Source organism: Gemmiger formicilis (genome assembly GCF_900167555.1).
GTDB lineage: Bacteria > Bacillota > Clostridia > Oscillospirales > Ruminococcaceae > Gemmiger > Gemmiger formicilis.
On the sequence record NZ_FUYF01000010.1, the window covers coordinates 60,429 to 87,183 of the forward strand.

General features: G+C 60.5%; 19 protein-coding genes. 11 read left to right on the plus strand and 8 right to left on the minus strand.

From position 1 onward, the window contains the following. Positions 1-96 precede the first annotated feature (96 nt). From B5D32_RS09390 to B5D32_RS09410, 5 genes are read left to right on the plus strand one after another with little or no spacing between them, the layout of a single operon-like run. Positions 97-2,760, plus strand: coding sequence for a hypothetical protein (locus B5D32_RS09390; protein ID WP_078784802.1), 2,664 nt, complete (start codon positions 97-99; stop codon positions 2,758-2,760). A 14-nt stretch (positions 2,761-2,774) separates the two neighbouring features. Further along, on the plus strand, positions 2,775-4,607 hold the full coding sequence (locus B5D32_RS09395; RefSeq protein WP_078784803.1) for a thiamine pyrophosphate-binding protein: 1,833 nt from the start codon (positions 2,775-2,777) through the stop codon (positions 4,605-4,607). Positions 4,608-4,626: 19 nt separating this feature from the next. Continuing rightward, positions 4,627-5,568, plus strand: a complete 942-nt coding sequence (locus B5D32_RS09400; protein WP_078784804.1) for an NAD-dependent epimerase/dehydratase family protein — start codon at positions 4,627-4,629, stop codon at positions 5,566-5,568. After that, positions 5,565-6,521, plus strand: a complete 957-nt coding sequence (locus B5D32_RS09405) for a glycosyltransferase family 2 protein (protein ID WP_078784805.1) — start codon at positions 5,565-5,567, stop codon at positions 6,519-6,521. Before B5D32_RS09400 ends, B5D32_RS09405 begins: the two co-directional genes overlap by 4 nt. Before the next feature lie 5 nt (positions 6,522-6,526). Continuing rightward, positions 6,527-8,161 (plus strand): glucosyltransferase domain-containing protein, encoded by a 1,635-nt coding sequence (locus B5D32_RS09410; protein ID WP_143402727.1) that lies wholly within the window; start codon positions 6,527-6,529, stop codon positions 8,159-8,161. Positions 8,162-8,296: 135 nt separating this feature from the next. Here B5D32_RS09410 and B5D32_RS09415 read toward each other — a convergent pair whose 3' ends face one another. Then, a complete protein-coding gene (locus tag B5D32_RS09415) occupies positions 8,297-9,217 on the minus strand; it encodes an alpha/beta hydrolase (RefSeq protein ID WP_078784807.1) in 921 nt (306 codons plus the stop codon). 193 nt (positions 9,218-9,410) lie between these two features. On the opposite strand from B5D32_RS09415, the gene B5D32_RS09420 reads away from it, so the two are divergent. The 6 genes from B5D32_RS09420 to B5D32_RS09445 all read left to right on the plus strand — a co-directional run bounded on the left by B5D32_RS09420 (position 9,411) and on the right by B5D32_RS09445 (position 17,895). Next, complete coding sequence (locus tag B5D32_RS09420) at positions 9,411-10,610, plus strand: hypothetical protein (RefSeq protein ID WP_143402728.1); 1,200 nt, start codon at positions 9,411-9,413, stop codon at positions 10,608-10,610. Between the two features lie 455 nt (positions 10,611-11,065). Then, positions 11,066-12,136, plus strand: a complete 1,071-nt coding sequence (locus B5D32_RS09425; protein WP_078784809.1) for a branched-chain amino acid aminotransferase — start codon at positions 11,066-11,068, stop codon at positions 12,134-12,136. A 717-nt stretch (positions 12,137-12,853) separates the two neighbouring features. Then, positions 12,854-13,696, plus strand: a complete 843-nt coding sequence (locus B5D32_RS09430) for a sulfide/dihydroorotate dehydrogenase-like FAD/NAD-binding protein (RefSeq protein WP_078784810.1) — start codon at positions 12,854-12,856, stop codon at positions 13,694-13,696. 2 nt (positions 13,697-13,698) lie between these two features. Then, a complete protein-coding gene (gltA, locus tag B5D32_RS09435) occupies positions 13,699-15,096 on the plus strand; it encodes an NADPH-dependent glutamate synthase (protein ID WP_078784811.1) in 1,398 nt (465 codons plus the stop codon). A gap of 324 nt (positions 15,097-15,420) precedes the next feature. Beyond that, entirely contained in the window at positions 15,421-16,554 is a 1,134-nt protein-coding gene (locus B5D32_RS09440) for a metallophosphoesterase (RefSeq protein ID WP_078784812.1), read from the plus strand. 3 nt (positions 16,555-16,557) lie between these two features. Then, positions 16,558-17,895: a sodium-dependent transporter gene (locus B5D32_RS09445; RefSeq protein WP_078784813.1), complete on the plus strand. Its 1,338-nt coding sequence runs from the start codon at positions 16,558-16,560 to the stop codon at positions 17,893-17,895. A gap of 216 nt (positions 17,896-18,111) precedes the next feature. On the opposite strand, the gene B5D32_RS09450 is transcribed toward B5D32_RS09445, so the two are convergent. From B5D32_RS09450 to B5D32_RS09480, 7 genes are all read right to left on the minus strand, one after another. After that, complete coding sequence (locus B5D32_RS09450; RefSeq protein WP_078784814.1) at positions 18,112-21,144, minus strand: AAA domain-containing protein; 3,033 nt, start codon at positions 21,142-21,144, stop codon at positions 18,112-18,114. Between the two features lie 65 nt (positions 21,145-21,209). Further along, a complete protein-coding gene (locus B5D32_RS09455; RefSeq protein WP_078784815.1) occupies positions 21,210-22,064 on the minus strand; it encodes a helix-turn-helix domain-containing protein in 855 nt (284 codons plus the stop codon). Between the two features lie 186 nt (positions 22,065-22,250). Further along, positions 22,251-23,183, minus strand: coding sequence for a carbohydrate kinase family protein (locus B5D32_RS09460; protein WP_078784816.1), 933 nt, complete (start codon positions 23,181-23,183; stop codon positions 22,251-22,253). A gap of 151 nt (positions 23,184-23,334) precedes the next feature. Next, the gene (locus B5D32_RS09465; RefSeq protein ID WP_078784817.1) at positions 23,335-24,615 is read right to left on the minus strand and encodes a right-handed parallel beta-helix repeat-containing protein; all 1,281 of its coding nucleotides are present in this window, start codon (positions 24,613-24,615) and stop codon (positions 23,335-23,337) included. Beyond that, complete coding sequence (locus tag B5D32_RS09470) at positions 24,575-25,039, minus strand: hypothetical protein (RefSeq protein WP_078784818.1); 465 nt, start codon at positions 25,037-25,039, stop codon at positions 24,575-24,577. Before B5D32_RS09470 ends, B5D32_RS09465 begins: the two co-directional genes overlap by 41 nt. Next, positions 25,039-25,845, minus strand: coding sequence for a carbohydrate ABC transporter permease (locus B5D32_RS09475; RefSeq protein ID WP_200805180.1), 807 nt, complete (start codon positions 25,843-25,845; stop codon positions 25,039-25,041). The genes B5D32_RS09470 and B5D32_RS09475 overlap by 1 nt, the downstream gene beginning before the upstream one ends. Continuing rightward, positions 25,838-26,719, minus strand: coding sequence for a carbohydrate ABC transporter permease (locus tag B5D32_RS09480; protein ID WP_078784819.1), 882 nt, complete (start codon positions 26,717-26,719; stop codon positions 25,838-25,840). The genes B5D32_RS09475 and B5D32_RS09480 overlap by 8 nt, the downstream gene beginning before the upstream one ends. Positions 26,720-26,755: the final 36 nt, after the last annotated feature.

Genomic DNA, 26,755 nt, shown 5'->3' on the forward strand with positions numbered 1-26,755 from the left:
GTACTGTCGATTGGAATCTTCTTGGCGGTGGTATGTTATTCAGCAATTTATGCGAACAATACGTTCCCCATCAGTGAAGGGTGGAACGTTAATTATGTGGAGCTGATCTGGCACGGCAAGGTGCCGTACCGGGACTTCTACTATTATCTGCCCCCGCTGAATCTGCTGGTCGATGCAGTGCTGTGGAAGCTCTCGTTTGGGAGCCTCTTGCTGTATCGCCTCTGGTGGCTGTTGCAGCGCGCTGCCATTTTTACGCTGCTGTTCCGGCTGATCTCGCGCTATATCAATGTGGTCAGCACGTTTGTGGCGTGTCTGTTTTCGGTCATGCTCTGCGCGTCGTCTGTCTATGACCTGCTGGGCGACTATAACCAAACGGTTGCTCTTCTTTCGATTCTGCTTCTGTATTGCGTCATCGGCTTTCAGGAGGCGGACACAAGCAAGCAGAGGTACACCAAAATTTTTGGGGCCGGCTTTATGCTGGGATTGGTTTTTCTGAATAAGCAGACGATTTTTCTGGCGTCGGGCATCGTGTATTTTGCAGCGCTGGCGTTTTACTGCATCCGCAAAAAGGATGCTCGCTTTGGCTGGTACTGCCTTTTTGTAGTCGCGGGTGCGGTGATTCCGCTGGCCGTGGCCGCGGCCTATCTGCTGGCGAACGGTGCATTCTTCCCATTTGTGGAGCAGGTGTTCATGCACACGGGCGGCAAGGGCAGCATCTTTACGATTCTGTTTGGCGGTCTTTCCATGGCCCTGCTCAAGGTGCAGAACTGGCTGATCGCTGTGGCCGCGGTGCTGCTTGCAGTAAATACGGGCGTGTCAGCGTCCCGGGAAAAGGCGCTCCGCGCCCAGTCGCTGCTGTTCCCGCTGCTGTTGCTCCTGCTCTATGTCAATTTTGAGAAGGAGATTTCCTCCTTCCTGGAGCTGCTGGGCAAGAGTCCGGAGATGCAGGCAATTCTGCTGATCGACGCGGTGCTGACGGCGTTGCTGTTATATCTCTGCGTAAAGCGCAAGGTCCACGGCAGCCGCGTGATGCTCCCGGCGGGCAGCATCCTTCTGCTGCTGTTTACGTGGGCGGCGACCTTTGTTTTTTGCGGCGGGGCAAACTCCGGCAACAGTGACTTCCTGCATGATCTCTACCGCGGCACAGACGTTTGGCAGGCGGTACAGGGGAAGTTCTACGTTGTGGTTCTGCTGTTGACAATTTTGCAGTTGGTCCGCTATGGTGCAAGGGTTGGCAGTCAGGGAGAGAACAGTCAGGCAGAGGGAATGTTCTGGCTGTTCTGTGCGGCGCTGGCTACGATGTACTCCGGTATTATGTCGTCCGGCACCAGCAGCATCCCGTACTTCTGCACGATGGTCGCAGTCCCGGCGGTGCTGGCAACGGTGCTTTCCTTCTGCGGTGTGGATGCCTGGATTGAGCTGGCTGTCCGGGGCATTGCCATCGTTGGTTGTATTGTACTGTCGATCACCTGCATGGCGCAGAAGGTTATCTGCTCCTATGCGTGGTGGGGTACTGAAGAAAAACCCCGAAATTACAAGACGTACAGCACGGACATCCCGGCACTGAAGGGCTTCAAATTTTCCAAAGAGGACAAGGAGATGTTTGAAGGCATCACGCAGCTGATCGAGGAAAACACGACGGAGGATTCCGTCATCTTCGGTTACCCCTACGTCAAAATTTTCAATATTTTGACGGACAACTACAATATGAACACATTCGTCCCAGTTCTGTTCTACGACGTGGTGGATGATAAGTACGTGCAGGAGGAAAAGGCGCTGCTGGAGGAAAATCTGCCGGATATTGTGGTCTGGAAGGACATCCCGGACTGCAAGGAGGTCCATGAGCGGGAGTTCCGCGACGGAAAGCCGTTGGAGCAGCGCAAGATCGAGGACATGTTTGCCGAACTGCTGCCGACGCAGTATGAGCAGCTTGGAGAGTTCGACGACGTGACCGTGTATAAGCTGCGGGACAAGGCCAGCCAGATTGAATTTGCATTGGACGGCGAGGGAACCTATGAGAACCCGTATCGCATTGAGAACGCCGCAGACATGCTGCATTTTGCAGAGCTTGTCAGCGATGGCATGACCTTTAAGGGCCAGTACGTCGAGCAGACCGCTGATATTGATCTGGATAGGCAGAATATGCAGCCTATCGGTGATGCGGAGAATGAGCACTGTTTCTATGGCGTGTACAACGGTGCCGGGCATGTCATCCGCAACCTGAATCTGAAGCAGAGTAACGGCGAAAACGTGGGCCTGTTCAGCTGCCTAGGCGGTCAGGTGTACAACTTGGGCCTTGAGGGCGGCACTATCCGCGGCAAATATGCCGGTGTGATTGCGGGCGGCTCTGTGGGCAAGGAGGCAAGGATCGTGAACTGCTACACAGATGTAGCCGTTACGGCCACCCGCGCGGGCGGTATTGCAAACGACTTCGATGGCCGAATCTTCAATTGTGTCAGCGTGGGAACGCTGACGGGCCAGCAGAGTGCTGCGGCCATCAGCGGCAGCGAGAATGCCTGGGAAGAAGAAATCTACCAGCTACAGGGCAGCGGAAAGAGCGCCTTTGAGACGCCGTCCCAGCAGGGGCAGGACATTGCCTACGGTGATGCGGAGGCCATCAACGGTGACTATCTGGTCAGACAGCTTTCCGACAATGCCAAAGAGGAAAACAAAAAAAATCGAGATGAAGATGAAGTGACCCACCTGCTCACATGGCAGAAGGGTAACGATGGGCATCCGGTTTTCAAGAAAACAAAGTAAGAAGGAGCAACCCAATGAAACAGCGTTTAGCGGATTATGTGGCGGATTTTCTGGCGGCACGCGGCGTGACGGATGTTTTCTCCGTCGTGGGCGGCGGCGCTATGCACCTGAACGATGCGCTGGGCCATAACCCCCGGCTGCATGTGACCTACAACCACCATGAGCAGGCCTGCGCCATTGCGGCGGAAGCCTACGCCCGGCTGGAAAATAAGATCGCGGCGGTCTGCGTGACCACCGGCCCCGGCGGCACCAACGCGCTGACCGGCGTCGTGGGCGGCTGGCTGGACTCCATCCCCATGTTCATCGTCTCCGGCCAGGTGCGCTATGACACCACGGCCCGGTACGCCTTGCAGTACACCGGCACGCCGCTGCGCGCCATGGGCGACCAGGAGTACGACATCACCAAGTCCGTCCAGTACATGACGAAGTTCGCCGCCATGCTGGAGGACCCCAAGGACATTCGCTACCTGCTGGAAAAGGCGTGGCATCTGGCTACAACGGGCCGCCCCGGCCCGGTCTGGCTGGACATCCCGGTCAACTTCCAGGGCGGCTACATCGAGACTGACGAGCTGCGCGGCTATGACCCCGCCGAGGATGACGCCCAGCTGCCCCCGTCGGTGGACGACGCCACGATCCGGACGATTCTGGAAAAAATCAAGAACGCCAAACGGCCAGTGTTCCACGCGGGCTATGGCATCCGCCTGTCCGGCGGGTATGCGGCGTTCCGCTCCGTGGCGGAAAAGCTCAACATCCCCATCGTCACCTACTGGAACGCCGTGGACCTCATCGAGGATGACAATCCGCTGTACTGCGGGCGCGCCGGCAACATGGGTGACCGCCCGGGCAACTGGGCTATCCAAAACGCAGACTTGATTCTGGCCGTAGGCACGCGCATTTCTATTCGCCAGGTCGGCTACAACTGGAAGACCTGGGCCCGCGCGGCAGAGGTCATCATGGTGGACATTGACCAGGCCGAGCTGAAAAAGCCGACCCTGCACGTCGAAATGCCGGTCTGGGCCGACGCGAAGGACTTTTTGACCAAGCTGGATAAGGCTGCCGCGGCCCCCGTGAACGCGGGCGGCGAGTGGCTGGCCACCTGCCAGCGCTGGAAACGCGACTACCCCGCCGTGTTGCCCCGCCAGTGGGAGGAAAACGGCGAGACTGCCAACGTCTACGCCTTTGTGCGCTATTTAAGCAGTCGCCTGCCGGAGAACAGCCTGACCGCGGTCTCCAACGGTGCGTGCTGTGTCGTCGGTAACCAGGCGTATGTCATCCAGAAGGGCAGCCGGATGGCAAACAACAGCGCCATTGCCAGCATGGGCTACGGTCTGCCCGCAGCCATTGGCACCTGCATCGGCGGCGGACGCCGCCAGACGATCTGCCTCGAGGGCGACGGCTCCATCATGATGAACCTGCAGGAACTGCAGACCATTCTGACGAACAAGCTGCCTATCAAAATCTTCCTCATCAACAACAACGGTTACCACTCTATCCGCCTGACGCAGAACAACCTTTTCAAGGAGCACTGCAAGGTCGGCATCGGCCCCGAGAGCGGCGACCTGTCCTTCCCGAAGTTTGAAAAGCTCGCAAAGGCGTTTGGCTACCCCTACTACAGCGCCCACAGCAACGCCGAGATGAAGCGGGCCGTGGACACGGTGCTGGCACTGGACGGCCCGGCTTTCTGCGAGATTTTCACCGACACGAAACAGGTCTGGGAGCCCAAGAGCAGCACCAAGCGCCTGCCCGACGGCACGCTGGTCAGCCCCCCGTTGGAGGACCTGGCCCCCTTCCTGCCGCGTGAGGAGCTGGAAAAGCAGATGTTCATCCCGCTGATGCCGGAAGTGTAAGGGAGTGCGTGATTCAAAAATGGCAAGCATTCAAAGACAAATCCGAACCGCTATCATCACCGGTCCTACGGGGGCAATCGGGATGGCACTGTGTGCAAAGCTGCTGGCGGAGGGCGTGACGGTCTACGCGGTCACCCACCCGGGCAGTGCGCGGGCGGCGCTGCTGCCGCAGGACGCGCGGCTGCATGTGGTGCCCTGTGATGCGGCGGAGTTGGCCGCGCTGCCGGAGCTGATCCCGGAAAAGGCCGATGCGTTCTTCCACTTTGCGTGGGCGCATACGATCGGCCCGGGCCGCAATGACATGCCGGCGCAGATCGAGAACATCCGCTACACCATTGCGGCCTGCCGCGCCGCGGCGCAGCTGGGATGCCAGGTCTTTATCGGGGCTGGCAGCCAGGCCGAGTATGGCCGTGTGGAGGGTGTGCTGACCGCGCAGACCCCCTGCTTCCCGGAGAACGGCTACGGCATGGCCAAGCTGTGCGCCGGCCAGATGAGCCGCGTCGAGTGCCAGACGCTGGGCATGGCCCACATCTGGACGCGCATTTTGAGCGTCTACGGCCCGCACGACGGTCCGGCCACGATGATCAGCGGAACCATCCGTAAGCTGCTGCACGGCGAGAAGCCCGCTCTGACCGCAGGCATCCAGCAGTGGGACTACCTGTACGCCGCCGACGCGGCAGCTGCCTTCTACGCGCTGGCCGTCAGCGGACAGGACGGCAGGGTCTACCCGCTGGGCAGCGGCACGGCCCGCCCGCTGAAGGACTATATCGAGGCGCTGCGCGACGCCATCGACCCGGCGCTGCCGCTGGGCTTGGGGGAGGTCCCCTACGGCCCGCTGCAGGTCATGCACCTGCAGGCGGACACGTCGGCCTTACAGGAGGACACCGGCTGGCGGCCCGCGACCCCGTTTGAAGAAGGAATCCGCGAAACCATTGAGTGGGTAAGGAAAGAGACAAAATGAGTGAGAAAAAGACGATTTCGGTAATGATCCCCTGCTACAACGAGGAGCAGAACGCCCGCCCCATCTATGAGGCTGTGCGTGATGAGCTGGTCAAGAGCTGCCCGAACTACGACTATGAGATTTTGTTCATCGACAATAAGAGCGAGGACGGAACCCGTGCCATCATCCGGCAGATCTGCGCCGAGGACAAGCACGTCAAGGCCATCTTCAACGTCAAGAACTTCGGCCAGTTCAACAGCCCGTACTACGGCATGATCCACACCTCCGGCGATTGCACGATCACGATGTGCGCCGACTTCCAGGACCCTGTGGAGATGATCCCCAGGTTTGTGGCCGAGTGGGAAAAGGGCTACAAAATCGTCATTGGCCGCAAGACCCAGAGCAAGGAAAACCCGGTCATGTACTGGCTGCGCGGCTGCTACTACAAGCTCATCAAGAAGATGAGCAGCTGCGAGCAGATCGAGCAGTTCACCGGCTTTGGCCTGTACGACAAGAGCTTTATCCAGACGCTGCGCAACCTGAAGGACCCGACGCCCTTCATCCGCGGCATTGTGGCCGAGCTGGGCCCCGAGCGCAAGGAAATCGAGTACACCCAGCCCCAGCGCCGCGCGGGCAAGACCCACAACAACTGGTACAGCCTGTACGACGCCGCCATGCTGAGCTTTACCAGCTACACCAAGGCCGGTATGCGCATTGCGACGTTCGCGGGCTTCCTGGTGGCGGGGCTGAGCTTTCTGGTCGGCCTGTTCTATCTGATCGCCAAGCTGCTGTTCTGGCAGAGCTTCCGCGCCGGATACGCGCCGACGATGATCGCCATCTTCTTTATGGGCGGTATTCAGCTGGCGTTCCTGGGCTTTTTGGGTGAGTACGTTATGGCTATGAACACCCGCATCATGAACCGCCCGCTCGTTGTGGAGGAAGAACGCCTCAACTTTGGTCCGGACGACCAGTGACCGGCATGAAGCAGGAGTTTGGTTATTTCCTGAAAAACGCGAAATTCCGCGCGGCGCTGGGGCTGACCCTGCTGCTCAGCTACGGCTATGCCATCGCCACGACACGGGTCAGCATTGACTCGCTGGAAGGGGACCGCTACATCGGCACGGGCGGCGTCATGCTGTCCACCGGACGGTTCGGCATGAACCTCTGGGCCGCGGTGCTGGGCTACGGCAGGGCCGAGCCGAGCTATGCCTTTGGCATTGACCTGCTGGCGGCGCTGCTGCTGGCGCTGGCGGCGGTGAGCTTCTGCGCGCTGCTGCGCAAGGCCGCGCAGGACCGCATCAGCATGTTCGGCTATGGGCTGTTTGCCTGCCTGTTTGTCTCCTACCCGCTGATGAACGAAATTTGGGAGTACAGCGGCGCGAATGTCTGCGTCTGCGGCGGCTATTTGCTGGACGCCGCTGCGCTGAATCTGCTGTGGGACGCGCGCCAGCCCGGCGTGCCGTGGCGCGGCAGGGCTCTGCGCATGGGCGCGGCGGCGCTCTGCCTGCTGGTGGTCTGCTCGTCCTATGAGTCACTGGCGGCGGTGTTTGTGCTGGCTGTCTTTGCGCTTTTAACGCTGGAGCAGCTGCTGGCCGCCGAGCGCCCGCGGCTTGTGGCAGTCCTGACCGAGGGACTGTGGTACGCGGCGGCACTGGTCGGCGGGCTCTGCCTGCGCGTGCTGGTGACGTCGGGCATCCATCTTGTGCTGCCGCAGGCTGCGGCCAACGGCGCCACCGAAATTTTGTGGGCGTTCTACCCATTTGTCTATCTTGCAAAGCTGCTTGTCAAGAGCATTCTGATTAACTACGCACTGCGCGGCTGTTTCTACCTGCCCATTGCTGAATTGGCGGTGGCGGCGCTTGTATTTATCGTACTGGTTATCGCGCTTGCTGTGCGCAAAAAGCGGCCTTTGCTGCTGCTCACCGGTGCGGGAATGCTGCTCTCACTGGTGCTGCTGTCGTTTGTGCAAGGGAAGTGCTCGCCCTACCGCACCTGTCAGGTGTTTGCGCTGTTTGTGGCACTGGCGGTGCTGGCCGTGTATGAGCTGCTGCGCCGCGCTGCGGCCCGGCGGGCTGTGCTGCTGGGCGGCGTGCAGCTGCTGGCTGTGCTGCTCTGTCTGCACCAGGCCATGTACCTGAACCATCTGCTGGCCGTCGATTACCAGCGTTCCGAGCAGGAGGCCGCTGTGGTGCGCACTCTGGGCACCGAGCTTGTGCGCGACTACGGCACCGACAAGCCCGTGGTGCTGGTGGGCCGTTACACGCTGGGGGAGAATATTACCCGGTACACGACGGCTGACCCGATGCAGCACCCGCTGTACCGCTTCTTCCGTGAGCACACGAGCTGGGAGAGCGGCGACACCGTCAAGTACGTCGAGACCAACTGCAACTCGGTGCTGAACTGGTCGGTCACGGCCTTCTCCGAGGTGGACGACGTCTACGGCCGGGCAGCGGAGCACCTGTTCCGCTACTATGGCTTTGCTTTGGACATGACCCACAGCGCTGCCCTGCATGAGCAGGCGCAGACCTACGCCGACGCCCACGACCTGCCGGGATACCCCCGGGCGGGGGCGATTGTCGATTGCGGGGACTATGTGCTGGTAAATCTGCAATAAGAATACCGCGGAAAAGTTTGCGCTTCTCCGCGGTTTTTGCTTTCTTTCTGTATTTTGCCGATGTTTTCAGCCGGTCACGGTCTCAAAGGGCTTCGTCAGATGCCCGTCCCTGTCGGCCTCGCAGGCGCGGCGGGCCTACTTCAAATACTCCACCAAAAACGCCACTGTCGTCTCCCGCAGCGCTTTGTCCAGCGCGGCGGCGGTGGCGGCGTCCTCGGATAGATAGTTGTGGTTCCCCTCGGCAAACGGCTCCAGCACGACCCTGCCGTCGGGCAGGCTCTCGACGGCGGCTATCGTCTCGGCCTGGGTCGTGTCGCTCAAAATGCCCTCATGGCCGGTGTAGGTCAAAAGTGTCGGCAGGGCGCTCTCCCGCAGGGCGGCGTTCGGGTCGGAATCGCGCATTTCGGTGAACAGCGTTCCGCTGACATCGACGCCCCAGGTGCTGATGCTGCCGCTCGCCTCGGCCTCAGCGGCCAGCGCTTCCACGGCGGAAAAGTCGTCGATGTTCAAAAACTCCATGCCGCGCAGGCCCGCGCCGTTGGCGGGGCTCCACAGCGCCAGCGCCGTGATGCCGCCCCTGCACTGCGGGTAGAGGCTGGCCAGCCGTCCGCCCATGCTGTGCCCCACCAGCGCTGTACAGCCCGTGCCGTAGGTCTGCTGCATGTAGGTGATGGCGCTCTCGACGTCGTCGGTCATGTTGGACAGCGTGTAGGCCGTGAACGGCTCGATGCTGTTGCCGCAGCCGGGAAAATCCAGCCGCACCGTTGCAATGCCCTGGGCGGCCAGATCGGCGGCCAGCGGCGCAAAGTGGCCGTCGCCGCTGCGGCTGCCGGTAAAGCCGTGGCAGAGCACGACGAGCGGCAGCTCCTCCCCGCGGGCCAGCTTGCCGGGCAGCTGTACCGTGGCGTAAATGTCCCCGCGCGTGCCGGGTATGGTGACGTCCTGCGCTTTCGGTGCGGGCGTCAGCAGAAAGAGCGATGCCGCCACGCAGAGCGCCAGCGCGGCAATGCAGCCTGCAAGGGTATAAAAAGCGCGTTTATGCGTTTGTTTGTGCATAGAATTACCTCCGTAATGCCTCTATTAAAACCTATGCGGGGCAAAAAGTCAAGACGCACAGAATACACACAAAAAAACAGGTGACAAACCCGGGGCGGATGTGGTATACTAAAGATTACAAATTGGTTAAAAAGTCAGACCCGGGGCGCAGGCGCAGCCTTGCCCCGGCTTTGTCCTGTTTTACCGGAGGTGCTTGACTACGAATTCTATAGCGAACCGTATGCCCCGCCTGCTGGCTATGCTGTTTGTGCTGCTGGGGCTGTTCTGCGCGGCGGCACTGCCCGCCCATGCGGAGGACTACGACACGGTGCTGGACCGCCTGTCCCGCCTGCAGGCGCTGGCGCGGGAGTACTCGGCCAGTCAGGCCGACACGCCCGACCCGATCGAGCTGACGCTGGCCTACACCCGCACGGGGGAGTACAACACCACGATCTGGCAGCTGACCGCCGGTGTGCGCGACGCCGGGTTTGAGAGCTGCGTCAACAGCAGTGACCCCGAGCTGGCGTCGCTGCAGAATATGGGCATCGTTGTCCTGCCCAACGGAGAGAGCATCGACTTTGGGCACCTGCTGGCGTCGATGAACCTTGTCTACAACGGCATACCCATCACGGGCAGCTGGGGCGGTGACTGTGAGGAGCTGGCCAGGCAGTATTACGGCCAGGCCGGCGATGCTGCGGGCTACGCCGAGGCGATGCGCGCTTCCTTTAATAAAGACGATGACGGCACGCTGAGCCGCTTCAGCAACGGGGACCTGCGGGCGGACCTCGACTCCGTCGTCGTCGGCTCCAAGGTGACAAAGGACACCGACCTGGCCGAGGCGCTGCGCAGCTACTACGCGAATCTGACCGAGTATGACCGCGTCAAGGAGTTCATCTCGCTGAGCTTCGGCACGGTGGATACCTCGAGCACGGCCTTTGCGGACGCCGTGTACAGCGCTCTGCTGGAGGATTCCGGTATGCAGCTGCTGTTCTACATGAACGGTATGTGGACCGTCAAGGGCTGGCAGATCAAGGACGACTACGCCCCCGCCGTGCGCGGCGCAACAGACCTGTTTGCCGAGTACCTGGCCAACGCGGTCAATCACGAGAAGATCAAGAGCGAGACGAATGACCGTCTGGTTGCCATGGGCGGGCAGGCACTGGCCGACGCGCTGGAGGCGTTGGGCGACACCGACGCCGCCCAGGCCGCACTGACCGCCGCCGAGGAGATAGCCAATAACGCCCAATCGACGGTTTCCTCCGGCTCGGATGTGGTCTCCGCCGCGCGGGAGAATTTGCAGACAAATTTTAACGTGAAGGTCTTCCAGCTGATCTTGCTGATTGCGGCAGGGCTGGCGGCGTTTATGCTGGTGTTCAGTATGGTGATGTTTGTAGTGCACCGAAAAGAAAATTGAGTTTGGACTGCGTGCCGCTCTCTTGTGGGAAAGAGAGCGGCACGCTTTTTTGGTTGGGCGCGGGGCAGGCGGGCAGGCCGCTTTTTCTGTTAACACCCCGTTCACATTCCGTATATTCACCCCGAGTTATCCACGGCGTATAACGGTTATCCACCGTGGAAATGTTGAAAACCCCGTGGAAAGCGTGGAAAACTCTGCCGCCCGGACCCGTTCAAAAGCGGAAAATCGGGAAAATCTACGTAGAAAAAACGTTTATTTTCCACATTTTCCACAGCGGCGCTGTTGAAAACTGTGAAAAGCCGGGGAAAACGCGAATTGCGCTTTTCGCAACACAAAATACACATTTTGTAAATAAGGGCTTGCACTCGCCGCGCGACAGCGCTATAATAAACCTAATCATCACCCGCACTGCTGTGCGGCGGTGCGCTTGAATATAAAAGGGAGAGTGTGAAATTATGTTGGACATTAAAGTCACCAAAACGACCCATCCGAAGGAAAAGCCGCAGGACGAGTCGAAGCTCGGCTTCGGCAAGCAGTTCAGCGACCACATGTTCCTGATGGACTATACCGCGGGCGAGGGCTGGCATGACGCCCGCATCGTCCCCTATGGCCCGTGGGAGATGGACCCGGCTACCACTGTGTTCCACTACGCACAGGAAATTTTTGAGGGCATGAAGGCCTACCGCACCGCGGACGGCAAGATCCAGCTGTTCCGCCCCGACTGCAACGCGAACCGTTTTAACGATTCCGCGGACCGTCTCGGCATGCCCCCCATCCCGCCGGAGGACTTTGTGCAGGCGGTCAAGGCGCTGGTCGATGTGGACCGCGACTGGGTGCCCCACTCCGACGGCGCGTCCCTGTACATCCGTCCGTTCTGCATCGCTACCGATGTGGGCCTGGGCGTTCACGCCGCCAAGCATTACCGCTTTGCCATCATCTGCGCACCCTCCGGTGCCTACTACGCCGAGGGCCTCGACCCCGTCCGCATCTATGTTGAGGATGAGTACATCCGTGCCGCCCCGGGCCTGACCGGCTTTACGAAGTGCGGCGGCAACTACGCCGCGTCCATCAAGGCCGGCGAGCTGGCCGAGGAGCGCGGCTTCTCCCAGGTGCTGTGGCTGGACGGCGTTGAGAAGAAGTACGTCGAGGAAGTCGGCTCCATGAACATCATGTTCAAGATCGACGGCGAGATCTACACGGCCCCCTGCGTGGGCACCGTTCTGCCCGGCGTCACCCGCCGCTCCATCATCGAGCTGCTGAAGGACTGGGGCTACAAGGTGCATGAGGAGCGTGTTGCCATTGCCGACATCATGAAGGCTGCCGACGAGGGCAAGCTGGAGGAAGTCTTTGGCACCGGCACGGCTGCCGTTGTCTCCCCTGTCAAGGAGCTGGATTGGGAGGGCAAGGTTGCCCACATCAGCGGCGGCCACATCGGCGAGCTGACCCAGAAGCTGTATGACACGCTGACCGGCATCCAGTGGGGCAAGCTGCCCGACACCAAGGGCTGGATCGTTCCTGTGGAATAAGCGGAGAAATCCCACTTTTCCGGTCTGAAAACAGCATATTTCTTGCGCCCGGGGCTTTGAACGCTCCGGGCGCTATTTGTATGAATTATCCGTGAACGATTGTGCAAACTATACAAAACAAGGTAGGGTAAATGTAGCATGTTGTACAAGTACGCATCTTGCAAATTCGACAAAAATAGTGTACTATAAGTACATCGAAAGCGAGAGCTTCCGAGCGACAGCTAAAGAGGAAGAATACCAGAGCGCCCTGCCGAATCCGTAGGGAGGGTATCACTTGTAGAGGGGTGGTTCCGTTCGCATTCAGGCGCCGGCGAGACGTTCTGTTTTTCTCCTTCTTTTTAAGAAAAAACGAGACGGGGCAGTGGCCGTCTCGTTTTTTTGTTTTTGTGGGGCTGAACGGGAGAGGCAGCCACCCACGCGCCCCTTTCGCCCGCAACTCATTCACGCCACCCCGTAGGGGCCGGGCATGCCCGGCCCGCAGCCTTGCCATTGTATCCCCTTTATCTTTTGCATCGTAGGGAGGGGTCTTGACCCCTCCGGGGGCGTCGGGGACGCCGCCCCCTACATCCTTGGCCGCGAACTTTCCGCCAACCGTAGGGGGATTCATCTCTCCCGTGTCCCTGTCCTCATTTCCTTAACTTTCTTCTTTACATTCCCCGCAAAATACGCTACAATATAAATGTATATTTATAAAAACAAAGAGAAGGAGAGATCGCTTTGTTTACTATCATCAAACGGCGGGAGCTGAACCCCACCGTAACCGAACTTTGCATCCATGCGCCGCTCATTGCCAAGAAGGCAAAGGCCGGCCAGTTTATCATTGTCCGCGCAAAGGAGGACTCCGAGCGCATCCCCCTGACCATCGCCGGGTTTGACCGCGAAGCCGGCACTGTTTCTATCATTTTCCAGGTTGTCGGCGCAGGTACCATGCAGCTCAACTCCCTCAAAGAGGGCGAGGCCGTGCATGACTTTGTGGGACCCTTGGGCAAGGCCACCGAGATCGAGGGCCTGAAAAACGTCTGCGTCGTCGGCGGCGGCGTGGGCTGCGCCATTGCGCTGCCCATTGCCCAGGCACTGCACGAGCAGGGCACCAAGGTCACCGGCATTGTCGGTTTCCGCAATAAGGATCTGGTCATTCTGGAGGACGAGTTCCGCGCCTGCTGCGATGAGTTTATCATTATGACCGACGACGGCTCCTACGGCGAAAAGGGCGTTGTCACCGCGCCGCTGGAGAAGAAAATCGTCGAGGGTGCGAACTTTGATGAGGTCATCACGATTGGACCCCTGATCATGATGAAATTTGTCGTCAAGACGACCAAGCCCCACAATGTCAAGACTGTTGTGTCGATGAACCCCATTATGGTGGACGGCACCGGTATGTGCGGCGGTTGCCGCCTGACCGTGGGCGGGCAGACCAAGTTTGCCTGCGTGGACGGTCCCGACTTTGACGGCTTTGAGGTCGATTTTGACGAGGCTATGCACCGCGGCACGATGTACAAGCCCTTTGAGGCACACGCCCGCGAGGCCGAGTGCAATTTGCTGAAGCAGGAGGTGCAGTAATTATGCCGAACATGGACCCGAAAAAGTGCCCCATGCCCAGCCAGGAGCCGAACGTCCGCAACAAAAACTTTAAAGAGGTCGCCCTCGGCTACACCGAGGAGATGGCCGTGAACGAGGCCAAGCGCTGCCTGCAGTGCAAGAACCACCCCTGCCGCAGCGGCTGCCCCGTTGAAATTGATATTCCCGGCTTCATCAAGCACGTCGCCGAGGGCGACTTTGAGGCCGCCTACAACGTGATTGCGCAGTCCAGCGCGCTGCCCGCCGTCTGTGGCCGTGTCTGCCCGCAGGAGCACCAGTGCGAGGGCAAGTGCGTCCGCGGCATCAAGGGCGAGACCGTCGGCATTGGCCGCTTGGAGCGCTTTGTCGCCGACTGGTACCGCAACAACGTACATACCAAGCCCACCGCCCCCGCGCCCAACGGCCACAAGGTCGCTGTCATCGGCGCTGGCCCCTCCGGCCTGACCGTCGCGGGCGATCTGGCCAAGCTGGGCTACAAGGTCACCGTCTACGAAGCCCTGCACGTTGCGGGCGGCGTGTTGATGTACGGCATCCCCGAGTTCCGTCTGCCCAAGGACATCGTCCAGCACGAGGTCGAGGGCCTGAAGGAGCTGGGTGTGGACATCGAGACGAACATGGTCATCGGTAAAGTCCTGACCATCGACGAGCTGATGAACGACTACGGCTTCGAGGCCGTCTATGTCGCGTCCGGTGCCGGTCTGCCCCGCTTTATGGGCATCCCCGGCGAGAGCCTGAACGGCGTCTACTCCGCCAACGAGTACCTGACCCGCGTCAATTTGATGAAGGCGTACAAGGAGGATTCCCGCACGCCCATCATGAAGAGCAAGTCCGTTGCCGTTGTCGGCGGCGGCAATGTGGCCATGGACGCTGCCCGCTGCGCCAAGCGTCTGGGTGCCGAGAATGTCTATATCGTCTACCGCCGCGGCATGGCCGAGCTGCCTGCCCGTAAGGAGGAGGTCGAGCACGCCGAGGAGGAGGGCATCGTCTTTAAGACGCTGACGAACCCCACCGAGGTGCTGGGCGACGAGAACGGCTGGGTCAAGGGTATGACCTGCGTTGAGATGGAACTGGGCGAGCCGGATGCCTCCGGACGCCGCCGCCCCATCGTCAAGGAGGGCAGCGAGTTCGTTCTGAACGTTGATACGATGATCATGGCGCTGGGCACCAGCCCCAACCCGCTGATTCGCTCCACCACGCCGGGTCTGGACGCCGACAAGCACGGTTGCCTGATCACGAACGGCCCCGACGGCCTGACGAGCCGCCCGATGGTCTACGCCGGCGGCGACGCCGTTACGGGCGCTGCCACCGTCATTCTGGCCATGGGTGCCGGTAAAGAGGCTGCAAGAGCGATTGATGCGGCCATCAAGGCGAAGGAACAGTAAAACAGTTTTTCGGCCCTGCACCGAATTTGGTGCAGGGCTGTTTTTTCAAATAAAAAATAATAAATAAGAAATAATAAAGAAGGAACGCCGCCCGCGGCGGCGTGATCAAAAAATAGTGGTGATACGGTGAGAAACGGCTTGCTGTGCGTTATGCCGTAGGGGCGGATTCCATATCTGCCCGGGACGCTGGCGTTGGCCGCAAAGCCTGCGGGTCGATGCAAGCATCGACCCCTGCAGGGCATTTCGTTTTCGCCCAAGGGCGAAAACTCCACCATATTTATTATTTATTATTTTTTATCTATTATTTAATTAAAGGCGTCAACCATGTATCATCCTTTCTTCCAATTCGTTCTTCCGCGCCTCGGGCAGGTGGCGCTGGATGCTTTGCTGTACCTGAACTTTTTGCAACTGCCGCCCTTACAGCTGGTGGCCCGGTGGCCGGTGCTGTATTACGGACTGCCGCTTGTGCTGATGGGTGTGCTGGCGTATATCAGCCGCGACCCGCTCGGGCTGGGCATCGTGTTTGCCGGACATCTTGTGACATTCTACTGCATCGGTACCGCCATCGGGCTGGCGCTGCGGCGCATCGGCGGCACACCGCTGGCCGTTTGGCATATTATCTGGCTGGACGGCATAACGCCGTGGCTGTTGACGGGCCTTATCATGTGGTGGGGGCGGCGGCGTGCGCTGCGGCTCTGTACGACAAAATACAGCTTGACAACGCGGAAAAATCTGCCGAACGGCAGGCTGACCATCGTGCAGGTCAGTGATGTCCACCCGCGCGCCTGTGCGGCGATGGATCACACCCGCATCCCGGAGCTGAAAGCAAAAATCGAGGCGTGCCGTCCCGACCTGCTTGTGCTGACCGGCGATATTTTCGACGAGTTCACCGAGCCGGAGGAGCTGGACGCCTTCTGCAAGCTGTTTGGCGAGCTGGACGCGCCGCTGGGCAAGTATTACGTCCTCGGCAACCACGACCTGTTCCACCACTGGCGGGAGCCGAGCTTTGGCCGCGCGGATCTGGAGCGCGGGTTCGCCGCCGCGGGCGTGCGCATCCTGGAGGATACGTCCGTCCTGCTGCCCTGCGGTGTGCGCGTCGTGGGCCGCAAGGATTATCTGTACACGAACGGCAGCCGCTTCACGGCGGCACAGCTTATGCCCGGCGGCCCCGACGACCACTACACGGTCTGGCTCGACCATGAGCCGCGGGACTTTAAGAACGCCGCCGCGGCGGGGGCAGACCTGATTTTGAGCGGCCACACCCACGGTGGGCAGGTCTGGCCTGCGGGTGCGGTGGGCATGGTTGCCAAAAATGAGCGCAACTACGGCAAAAAGCACATTGCAGACCATTGCGATGCCATCGTCAGCGGTGGCACGGGCACCTGGGGCTACAAGTTCCGCACCCAGGGCCGCACGGAAATTGTCTGCGCGGAAATTACTACCGAAAGGGAAAACTGATTTATGAACGAACGCGAGCGCCTGAGCAGCCGCTTGGGCTTTATCATGCTGTCGGCGGGGTGCGCCATCGGCTGCGGCAACGTCTGGAAATTCCCCTGGATGTGCGGCCAGAACGGCGGCGGCAGCTTTATGCTGCTCTACATCCTCTGCCTGCTGGTGCTGGGCCTGCCCGTCATGATCATGGAGTTTGCCGTGGGCCGCGCCGCCCAGGCCAGCCCCGTTACGATGTACCAGCGCCTGGAAAAGCCCGGCCATAAGTGGGGCGTATTCGGCGTCGTCAGCCTCATCGGCAACATTGCCATCATGGCGTTCTACACGGTGGTCACGGGCTGGATCTTGTACTATTTTGTCAAGTTCCTGACCGGGCAGCATGCGGATTTCGGCTTTGCGCAGATGATCGCCGACCCCGGGCTGAACGTGACCTATCTGCTTGTGGTCGTTATAGCGGCGTTTGTGCTGCTGAGCTTTAATTTGCAGGGCGGGCTGGAGCGCGTGACCAAATACATGATGAGCGCGCTGCTGGTGCTGATGCTGGTGCTGGCCGTGCACAGCCTGACGTTTGCCGGTGCGGCGGAGGGGCTGCGGTTCTACCTTGTGCCGGATTTCTCTGCCATTGACGGCGGGGTCATCGTGGCGGCCATGAACCAGGCGTTTTTCTCGCTGTCCGTCGGCATGGGCGGCATGGCGATCTTCGGCAGCTACATCGGCAAGGATCACGCGCTCATGGGCGAGTCGCTGCGGGTCATTTTTCTCGACACGTTCGTGGCCGTGCTGGCTGGCATCGTCATCTTCCCGGCGTGCTTCACCTACGGGCTGGAGGTCACGGCAGGCCCCAGTCTGCTGTTTGACACGATGGCGGGGGTGTTCGGCAATATGGCCGGGGGCCGCTGGTGGGGCGCGCTGTTCTTCCTGTTCATGGTGTTTGCGGCGCTGTCCACCGTGCTGGGCGTCTGCGAGAATATCCTTGCCATGGTGCGTGAGCTGACCGGGTGGAGCCGCCCGAAGGGCTGCGTGGTCTGCGGCGTCGGCATCTTTCTGCTGGCGCTGACGACGGCGCTGGGCTACAGCGTGCTGCACTTCCAGCCGTTTGCGCCGGGCAGCGCGTGGCTGGACTTCTGGGACTTCATCGTCAGCAACAATGTGCTGCCGCTGGGGTCGCTGGTGCTGGCGCTGTTCTGCTGCAACCGCTTTGGCTGGGGCTGGGACAATTTTGTGGCCGAAGCCAACACCGGCAGGGGCCTGAAGGTCCGCCCCTGGATGAAGCCGATTTTTAAGTATTTTGTGCCGGGTGCGATTTTGTTTATTTATATTTACGGCATGGTTACGTTTCACTGGCGGTAAAAAGGAAAAAGTCCTGTCTCCGGGAAAGGGAGGCAGGACTTTTCGGTTTTACGCTGGGATGCGCGGGCAAAGCCCCTCCGGCCTCGTTCCACTCGGCCACCTCCCCACTTCGTGAGGAGGCTTTCTCGCGGGCTCTGCCCGCGCAAAGAGCCTCCCCTTACAGGGGAGGTGGGCAAGCGCAGCGATGCCCGGAGGGGCTCTGCCCGTTTGCGGGTGCTACGACACCTTGCGGAAGTAATTTATCAAAATACTCTTGATATAATTATACCGCCGCGCGTAGCTGTTCTCGACGCGGATCAGCTCAAAGCCGTGCTCGCGGCAGATCTGGTCCTTCTTGCGGTCACGGCGCTGGACGGCGGGGTCGTCGCGGTGCTCGCGGCCATCCAGCTCGATGGCTAAAATCGGCATCAGGCGGCGGCCCTCCCGCTGGTAGACGACGAAGTCGAACCGCCCGGTGTAGAAAAGGTCGGCGCAGCCGGGGTTATCCTCAAACACCTGGGCGATGGGTACCTCCTTGCGGACCGTGCAGCGGCTGCCGTCGAGGAAGGCGTTGTCCAGCGCGTGGTTCAGATTTTCCAAAAAAGCATCCTCGGTCTTGGTGCTGTAGGGCTTGATGCCCAGCGCACGGCTGGCGGCGGGCTTCTCGGTCACCTCGGACTGGCCGTTTTTGCGCACGTACTGCACCAGCTCGTAAATATCGTCGTCGGTGCTGTCGGCGTGCAGGCGGTCCAGCGCGGCCTGATTCGAGAGGATGACCAGCTGCTCCCGCGCGCGGGAGGTCGCCACGTTGATGAGCTCCTTGTTCGTTTTCAGCCAGTCGTAGGTGCGCGGGCGGGTCTGGTCGGTCAGCGCCAGGGAGAAGATGACCACGTCTTTCTCGTCGCCCTGAAAGGCGTGCACCGTGCCGCAGGCGGCGTTCTCAAAGTGCTTCGCGCGCAGCATGGCCTCGATGGCGGCGCGCTGCTTCGCAAACGGCGTGATGATGCCCACCTGCTTGTCCGGGTGCGCGGTCAGGTATGCCTCGATGCGGCGCACCTCCTGCGGGGCGGTGTTTTTCTCGTCGGTGGTGTCGTTGGGCACGTCCACATAGACGAGCGGCGTGGGGTCGGTCTCGCGGCTGGCAATGTGCAGCTTGTGGTTGTAGTATTTGCGATTGTTGAACTCGATGATCTTGGGGCTGCACCGGTAGTGGTAGCTCAACAGCGTCTCGTCGCTGACGGCGTCGCAGGCCAGAAAGCATTTGTAGATCGAGTTTTCGATGTAATCGTACTCCTGCGTGACACCGTAGCGGCGGCGCAGCGTGCGGTTGTCGGCGGGGTCCAGCAGAATGACAGGCGAGAGCTGCTGCGGGTCGCCCACAAGCATCAGCGACGCCCCGCGCAGGATGGGCACAAGAGACATGGCCGTGCTGCACTGGCTTGCCTCGTCCATGATGACCATGTCAAAGCTCGGCTCCGGGTCGCCCAGGCGGTGGGCGGAGATGCAGGTCGTGGCCACAATGGGAAAGACGCGCAGCAGCTTTTTCAGGTTCTCCGGCTCCGAGATGTACTTGTTGAACTGCGTGACCCGTTCCTTGTCGGTGTCGGGACTGTGGACGATGCTCATTAAATCGTTGTATTTCGGCTCCTCCAACCGGCGGATGCAGCGGGCCGAGGTGTAGTAGAGGTAGCGCAGCAGCTCGTCCTCGTTGCGGTCCAGCAGAGCCAGCGCGTCGGCAGAGTCGATGCTGCCGTAGGCGGCCAGCTCACGGTCCACCTGCGGCAGCTGCCCGGCCTGCAGCTCGTACTGGAAGTTCATCTGGCCGCGGGCGTCCAGCAGGCGCCGGATGGTCTCCCGCCGCTCCCGCAAATCAAGGATGCGCTCATACCGTTCCAGCAGGGCGGTCAGCTGTTTGGCGCGGGCCGTGCGGTCCGCGTGGTTTTTGTCCAGCAGCCGCTCCGGTACGGGGATTTTTTTGCACTGCTCAAACAGCTGGCCGATGGTGCGCAGGGCCTCGGCGGTTTTCTCGTTGTTGCCAAGGCGCAGGATCGGGAACGGCACGGTCTGGCCGTGGTAGGTGACGGCCTGCAGCTTTTCCACAACGCCGTCGATGGGATGGTTGTTGTAGCTGGAAAAAAGCACCGTGCGCTCGTTGAAAAACGCCGTCGTCAGCGTGTTGACGATGGTGTTGGTCTTGCCGGTGCCCGGCGGGCCCTGCACGTAGGCCAGTGGGTAGCGCATGGCGTTGTTGATGGCCAGCAGCTGGTCCAGATTGACCTTGTTGTTCAGCAGCGCCAGCGGGTAGGACTTGCGGCGGCGCGGCTTGGCGGTCATCTCGCCGAAGAAGGCCCGCAGCGGGGCGGTGGCCGTCTCGCCGGAGGGGTCCTCGAACATAGTAAGGATGCCGCGGTACTCATGCTCCAAGTCCACGGGGCAGTCGCGGCTGATGGCGACGAGGTAGGGCAGGTCATCGACCCGCACCCGCGGGTTGCTGCGGGTGATGCGGTCCTTGATGGTCTCGGCGTGCTTCGTGAACTCGTCCAGCAGCGTATAGTCGTCGGCATCCAGAAATTGATGGATGCTCAGCTTGCTGCCGTTGACGGTGAACTCCCGGCAGATGACTGGCTCTGGCTCGGCCCGCAGGGCGCGCTTTTTCACGTCGAGCCGCAGCGGGCGGTAGGCCAGCACGTACAGCCCCTGCCGGGTGTCGATACTGATAAGGTTCAGCCCCAGCGTGGGCAGGCTGGGGCGGGCGGCGTTCTGGCGGCGGTCCTCGACCCGGCGCTGGAACCGGCCCACCAGCTCACGGAACTGGTCGTCGGTCAGCTCCAGCGTGTCCTCCTTATAATCGGCAAAGCAGTCGGCGTCAATTTGATGGATAAGGCTGTAGTTGGACTGGTAGGGCGTGGCGTCCAGCCGGTTGCAGGCGGCCAGATAGTCCAGCACCCGCAGGTTGGCGGCGTTGTCAAACAGCGCCGCGTACCGCCCGGGGTTGTCGCGGATGTCGTCGATGAGCGTCTGGTTGACGGGGCACCACGAGCCGTCGACGACCTCGGCGGTCTGGATGCGGTCAATGCTGATATGGTCGAGCGCCTGCACGCTTAATTTGCCCAGATGCAGCCCGTCAACGTTCAGGGTGCGGGTCCTGGGGTTCAGCCCGCGGATAGCGACCCAGTATTTGGTCTGCTGGGTCTGTTGGTTTTTGTATTCAATGCTCAACCACCGCCCCTCATGAATGGCACGGAAAATCGAGCGCGTGATGTTGTTCAATTTTCCGCTCCTTTCGGGTCGTGGCTTTCTTGCCTCCCTCTGCGAGGGAGGTGGCCAAGGGCATTTTACTTCGACAAGCGCCGGTATTCCAGCGGGGTCAGGCGGAACTGGTCGTAGAACGCCTGGGCAAAGCGGCCCTGGCTCTCGTAGCCGACCCGGGCGGCGATGTCCTGCACCCGCTGGGGGGTCGTGCGCAGCAGCTCGGCGGCTCTTTCGAGCCGGCGGCGGCGGAAGTAGGCAAGATACCCCTCGCCCAGCACGTTCTGGCAGTACAGCTTGAAGCCGCTCTCGCTCAAACCAAAATGGTCGGCCAGCTCCCGGGCCGGGCGGCGGACCGAGAGGTCCTGCAGAACCAGCGTCTCGGCCTCGCGCACGCATTCGACCTGCCGCGCGGGGCAGCGGGCCGTGTCGGCCTCGTCGGGCAGGCGCAGCAGCTCATACAGCAGCCGCACGGCGGCATAGCGCAGCTCGCCGGGAGCGGCGTAGGCGGCGTCGTCCCAGACCTCGTCCACAATGGCCGTGATGGCGTCGCTCATCGGGCAGCAGTGAACGCCGCCGCGGCAGAAATAATCCGCGATGCCGCCTATTTCCAGCCCCATCAGCGTCAAAAAGCTGTCTGCCTGCACGGCGTCGGGGTCAATGAAAAGCTGCAGCGCCTCGTACTGGCTGCCGGGCAGGTAGAAGTCCGCACCGGGCACAGCAAAGCTGACGGCGGCATGACCCTCCGTCACGATGGCATATTGTGCGCCGTCCGGGATGGCGCGTCGTCCGCTGCGGCAGAAATCAAAGACGAGCAGCCGCGGCCAGTCCAGCGGGGGCGGGCAGAGCGGCGCGTCCAGCCGGGTGAAGCAGAGCTGCACGCCGGGTGCAAGCTCCCGCCGGTCAAGCGGGGCTGCGGGGATGAGGTTGTCTGTTTTCATGTTTGGTTATACGGTAACTAATTTTTTTGAATTTTCGAAAAACTGTGCGTAAAATTCCGATACTGAAATGCACTGAAACTGTCATACAAGCCGAAAATGTGCGGATGGAAAACTGCTAAAAAGGCAAAATGTGCGAAATCGAAAAAATGGCAAAATAAGGGAAATGCTTGCCAAAAACCGAAAAAATCAGTCTGTGACCGGCACATCGAGCCCGAACTCCTGCGGGCGGAACCGCGGGCAGACATTCTCCGAGATGCAGATGACCGACGCGGCCAGGCGGCTGCCGATCTCGCAGGCCTCGGCCAGCGTCTTGCCGTAGGTCAGGCCGATGACCGTCCCGGCGAAGAAAGCATCCCCCGCGCCGGTGGTGTCGATGACATCGACCTTCTTGGCGGGCACCATGCCGCTCTCGCCGTCGGTGCGGGCGTAGACGGCGCCCTGCTCACCCATCGTCACGACCATGCAGGGAATGTTGGCGCTGCGCACGTTGGCGGCCAGCGTGGCGCGCATCTCGTCCGGCGTCAGGTGGCCGTAATCGTCGGAGAACATCAGCCCGGCCTCCTGCTGGTTGCAGACAAAGCAGTCGACCTCCTGCAGGAGGCTGCGGCGCTCCATGGCAATGCTCATGTTGGAGACCGCGGCGTAGACCTTTTTGCGGTACTTTTTGGCGTAGTGCAAAATCTGCTTGACGGTGTCCTTCTCCAGATCAAACTCGATGGCGATGCCGTCGCAGTCGGCAAAGATTTCGTCGCCCTTTTCCTTTAATAATGCGGTCAGCGGCGTCGTGTCGGGCCGCTTCGAGATGGCGGCGCAGACATCGCCGTCGTTGTTGAACACGGCCAGCCAGGTGCCCATGCCGTCCGGCATGCGCTGGATGTAGCGGGTGTTGACCTTGTGTCGGGCCAGCTTGTCAATGACGTCCTGGCCGGAGCCGGTGTCGTCCACCAGACTGACGAAGGTGGGGCGCAGCTCGACATTGGCAATGTCCTCCGCCACGTTGCGGCAGACGCCGCCGTGTACCTGCTCGACCCGGCCCGCGTTGCGCCCGCCCGGGATATAGGTGGACAGCGGATACCCCTTGATGTCCACAAAAACCGCACCGATGACTACAATGCCCATAAGATGACCCCCAAAAAGCTGATTTTACCTGTATTTTACCATACATTCGACATTTGCGCAAACCCCGCCCGAACGGGCAAAATGCGTACAAAAATCCGCCCCGGATGCTGAAAGATTCGACATCCGGGGCGGTGGGGTGTTTTTGTGCTTTTCAGGGCAGCGGGAGGATCGTATCATCCTTCTCGGTGTAGTTGCCTCCGCCCATGCGGGCGCGCACGAAGGGCACGCCGTCACGCAGATAGAACGTGTTGTGCTCCAGCAGGGCGTCCGGGTTCTGGGAAGGGCTGATCGTGCCGCCGAGGTCGTCGTAGCTGACGTTGCCGCGGAACGTGTTGTGGATGGCTTCTTCCAGGCAGAACATCACGCAGCCGCCCTCGTTCATGCGGCTGTAGTTGTGCTCGTACACCGTGCCGTCGCCGGAGTCGGCATCGTAGGCCATGCCGTCCTGATTGAGCCGCGTGTCAACGGCTTCGTTGCAGCGCAGCAGCGCATCCTTGCATTTCCACGGCCAGATGGCGGCAGCCACCTTGCCCATGCGATTGCCAGGCTCCCGATAAACACGGTCGTTCATCTCGCAGGCGACGGAGTCCGCCGTGTTGTGCTCGACCAGCGGGCGCAGGGCGTACATGACCGTCAGGCCGTCTCCGCCCGCCGCTTTCACGTAGTTATCACGGAGAACGACATTCTCGTGACCGTACTGCAGAAAGGCATTTTCTGCCAGCTCGGCCCCCCGGAACTGCGCATGGGCGTAGGTATACCCCACCGCGATCCCCCAGCGGCTGACGCGGGCCACATAGCAGCCCTCGACCAGCACATCGGCAAAGCGTGCCGCGCCGGTAGCGGTCTCATCTGCGGGCTGCAAAGCGGTCATGTAAATGCCGCCGTTGTTCATGTGCTTGTCGTACACGTTGCCGTGTACATCATGGATCAGCAGGTTTTGCAGTGTGATGCCGCAGCGCGTGCCCCTGTCCTTCGCAACCACAGCCACGCCGGTGCGCTCCAGCTTATCCGGCTGGGAATATTGCTCGCCGATGACAGCGTCGGCACGGTTCGTCAGTTCCAGATCACGCACCGTGACATAGGCTGCATCATACAGCAGCACGGCGGAGGAAACATACCCGCGGTACACATGGGTGGGTGAATCCAGTGCGCAGCCATAGTCCTGATACCAAAGCCCCTGCCCGTCGGCGTCAATGCGCGGCGCGGGCCCCTCGCCATAGGCGGCAATCGTGATGGGGCTGTCTTTTTTGCCGCAGCAGCGCAGGTGCAGGAACTGCTTTTCAAACACGCTGCCGCATTTCAGCAGCACCGTGTCACCGGGGGCCAGGGCCAGCCGATTGACGGCAAACAGTGTGGCCAGCGGTTTTTCCGGCGTCAGGCCGTTGTTGGTGTCACGGCCTGTCTGCGGGTCCACGTAATAGGTCTTGCACAAGGCTGTCGTACACCTCCTCCCGCATCCGCTTTTCGATGATTTGCTTTACTTCCTCATAGGGGAAGCTGTCGCCGGCGTACCGCGTGAACAGATCCGGATTCGCGTCATACCAGGCGCGGGTCTGTGCATCGGTAAAATCCGGGCAGATACCCAGCGCACGGATCTTTTCGCACGGCTCCGCGAAATCCAGCTTGAAGCGGGTCAGCTCATATTGCAGGTAGGCAGGGGCAGAGAAGCGCCGCGTGCCGTACACGGGCTTGCCGTCCTGCTCCGCTCTTTCCGCCTGCGCGTTTTTGGCTGCCCGGCGGCGTTCCAGCGCCTCGGGGCTGTCGTCGCCGATCAGCCCCCAGCGCTTTGCCAGCGTCAGGCAGGCTTTTGCGTGACGCCACTGCTCCGGCGTCAGGCAGTAGGTTCGTTCGTCCATCACTTGACTGCACCCGTGATGCCGTTGGCAAAGCTCTTCTGCAGGCAGAGGAAGATGATCGCGGTGGGCAGCGTGCAGATCAGAACGCCCAGCATCAGCATACCGTAGTCCACACTGTAGCCGCTCTTGAGGTTTGCGACCAGCATCGGCATTGTGATGGATGCGTTGCTTTGGAATACGACCTTCGGCCAGAGGTAGCTGTTCCATGCGTTCATAAACGTGACAGTCATCGCCGCGCCGTAGGTAGAGCGCATGATGGGGACAAACATCCGAAAGAAGATGCCGATCTCGCTCAAACCGTCGAGACGCGCCGCTTCAATAATGTCATTGGGGAAGGAACGCGATGCCTGCCGGAACAGCATGATCATAAACGGTGTCGAGATGGACGGCAGCACGAACGCCGCCCAGCTGTTGACAAGCCCCCAGTGGGACATCATCTTGAACAGGGGGATCATAATGGCCACGAACGGCAGCATCATCGCCAGCAGCAGAACGCTCATCAGGGCGTCCTTCGCCTTATCGTGGTAAATTTCAAAGCCGTAGCCCGCGATGGAGCAGACCAGCAGCGTGATGAGTGTCATCAGGATGGCGTTGCGGAAGGAGTTTGCCATGGCCAGCCCCAGATTCTGGTTGGCAACCAACGACTTGAAGTTTTCTACCAGATAGGTGCCGGGGATCAGCTTGCCGCGCACAACATCAATGCTGGTGTTCGTCGCGCCGCACAGCATATAGTACAGCGGGAACACAGACAGGAAGCTGGCCAAAATCAGCACAGCGTGCGCCAGAATCTTTTTACCCTTAGTCACGCTTATCACCTACTTTCATTTGGATGGCAGACAGCACTGCCACGACCACAAGGATAAACACCGACAGCGCCGCCGCATAGTTGAACTTGGGCGTCTCGACAAACGAGATGTTATAAATATAGTGGGTCAGTGTCATGGTCGCCTTGCCGGGACCGCCCGCCGTCAGGTTGACGGACTCATCAAACAGCTGCAGCGTGCCGGAGGTGGACATGATGGCAGTCAGCAGGATGGTGGGCTTCAGCAGGGGGATCGTCAGGTGAACAAACTGCTGGAGCGGGGAAGCGCCGTCGATGCGGGCCGCTTCGTAGATCGAGTAGTCGATGTTTTGCAAACCGGCAAGATAAAAGACCATGTTGTAGCCGGTCCAGCGCCAGACCAGCGCAATAACGATGACCCAGCGTGCCGCCCATGCGTTCTGGAACCAATCCACTGTGGGGATGCCCACGGTGGACAGCACCCGGTTGACCAGACCATCGTTGGCAAACAGGGATTTGAAAATCATCGAGTAGGAGACAAGCGATGTGGCGCAGGGCAGGAAAATCATCGTGCGGTAGATGCCCTTGCCCTTGATGTCCGGGCTGTTGAGCAGCTGCGCCAGGATCAATGCCAGGATCAGCATAATGGGCACCTGGATCACAAAATAGAAAATCGTGTTAAACAGGCACTGCTGGAACGTGGCATCCTTTAAAATGCGCACGTAGTTGGCAAAGCCCGCAGGCTGTACAGCGCTGCCGGTGCCTTTCTGGAACGAAAGGATCAGCGCCTGCACCATGGGGTAAAAGCAGAATACAAATATCAGGAGTGCTGCCGGCAGCAGGAAGGCCCAACCCGTCAGGCTGCGCTTCTGCTCCATATTCAGTCCTTTTTTCTTCATCGTAGTGTCTCCTATTTTGCCACAAAAGCAAGGGCG